Annotated in this window: 1 protein-coding gene; it reads right to left on the bottom strand. The window is 80.4% G+C overall.

Annotated features, from left to right (window positions below; translation table 11 throughout):
• The coding region (locus ABZW03_RS40305) for an FtsX-like permease family protein (protein WP_355269779.1) at positions 1-1,575 on the bottom strand (1,575 nt) is incomplete at its 3' end.
• Positions 1,576-1,934 lie beyond the last annotated feature (359 nt).

Here is a 1,934-nt window from a genome sequence, read left to right as displayed (position 1 = left end):
CACCGTCCCGTCGGAGCGGACGGTGAGGCCGGGCCAGTCCTCGTGGTCGATCTCCGCGACGATCTGCACCTGCTGCCCGATCGCCTCGGCCAGGGAGGTGGCGAGCCCGCCGGCCCGGTTGAGCACCGTCGCGCCGTACGGGCGCAGGGCGGCGCGGGCCCGGCCGAGGGCGGCCGCGCCGTCGGTGCCGGGGGCGAGCCGCACCTCGATCCGGTCCACCCGGGCGCCCGGGGCGTTGGCGGGGGTGACGTACAGCCCGTTGTCGCCGAGGCCGTCGCGCAGCACGGCGGCGACCCGCAGGACCGTCCGGCTGCCGTCGGCCCGGACCACCGGGACCGGCTCGCCGACCGTACGGCCCCACTCGGCGGGCAGGACCAGGGAGCCGTCGTCGAGGTCGGCCGGGGAGCCGGCCAGCAGGGGGAGCCGGGCGAGGGCGGCCAGGCCGGCCGGGTCGGCGGCGCGGGCCTCGGAGCGGACGGTGACGCCGTCCGGCTCGTCGAGGGCCAGCGGCGTGGGCGCGGTCGCCGAGACGGCCGTCACGCCGGGGACGGTCCGCAGCGCGGCCAGCAGCGGCGCGGCCGGACCGGCGGGGCGGACGACCAGGTCGGCGGCGGTCCGGGCACGGGCCTCGGCGGCCCGGGCGGCGCTCACCGTGTCCAGCGCGCCCGCCAGCGAGCCGGTCAGCGCCACCGCCACCAGCACCGGCGCCGCCACCGCACCCGTACGGCGCAGCGCGGCGGCGGCGTTGGCGGGCACCAGCCGGCCCGCGTAGCCGGTCGCGCGGGCGGGCAGCAGCAGGCCGAGCGCCCGGACCAGCGGCGGCGCCAGGAGCGGGGCGAGCAGGCCGGCCGCGCAGATCAGCCACATCGGCTGGGTGGTGTACGTCTTGCGGTGCAGCAGGTCGGCCGGGTCCGTGGCGAGCGCGGTGCCGGCCAGCGCGGCGGCGGTGAGGAACAGGCCCAGGCCGAGCAGCAGCCGACCACGGGTCAGCACCCCGGTGTCCAGGTCGGCCGCGCGCAGGGCGTCCAGCGGACCGACCCGGCCCGCGCGGCGGGCGGCCACCGCGACCCCGCCCAGGGCGACCAGCAGGCCGGTCCAGAACGCGGCGTGCAGCGGCCAGGCCGCGCCGCTCGGCGTGAAACCGGGCGGGGCCATGCCGACCCGGGACAGCCACCGGACGAGCGCGGGCGCGCCGAGCCGGCCGAGCAGGCAGCCGGTGGCGGAGGCCGCCGCGCCCAGCAGCAGCGCCTCGGCGAGCACCGTGCGGCGGACCTGCGCCCGGGTGGCCCCGGCCAGCCGGAGCAGGCCGAGCTCGCGGCGGCGCCGGACGACGGCGTAGGAGTAGGTGGAGGCGACGACGAACGCCGAGACGAACGCGCTCACCCCGCCGGCGGTGCCGAGGGCGGCGACCAGCGAGACCAGCTCCCCGCCGCCGGGCGGCGCGTCGATCGCGGCGGCGAGGCCCAGCAGCATCACGGCGGTCATCGCGACGCCGAGGGCGAGGGCGAGGAAGGCGCCGAGCAGGGAGGGCCAGCGCGCGGCCAGCGAGGAGAGGGCGATCCGCAGCGTTCTCATGGCGTCCAGCGAACCGGCCGGGGGCGGGGGCGGTCAGCAGCCCGGGGCCTACTCCACGGGGTAGGGCGGGCCCTACCCGTAGGGGAGGCCCCCGACGTCGGGCCCCGCCAGGTCGGGGGAGGCGTCGGGGAAAAGGTAGGCCGGGCCCTACCGCCGGGCCGTGGGCCACGTGCCTAGGCTGGGACGGGATTCCACGCGGGGACTCCCGCGACGGAGGGAGCAGGGTGAGCGGGGGCGCGGCGACCACGGCGGCGGGGTCGGCCGGGCGGAGCCTCTGGGCGCCGCCCGCCCGCCCCGGGTTCCTGCGCTCCGGCGCCCCCTGGCGGGCGGTCGGCTACCTGCTGGCCACCGGCCTGAGC

Origin of the sequence: Kitasatospora sp. NPDC004799 (genome assembly GCF_040609095.1) — a bacterium.
Taxonomy (GTDB): Bacteria; Actinomycetota; Actinomycetes; order Streptomycetales; family Streptomycetaceae; genus Kitasatospora.
This window is presented reverse-complemented; position numbering and strand designations above follow the sequence as displayed.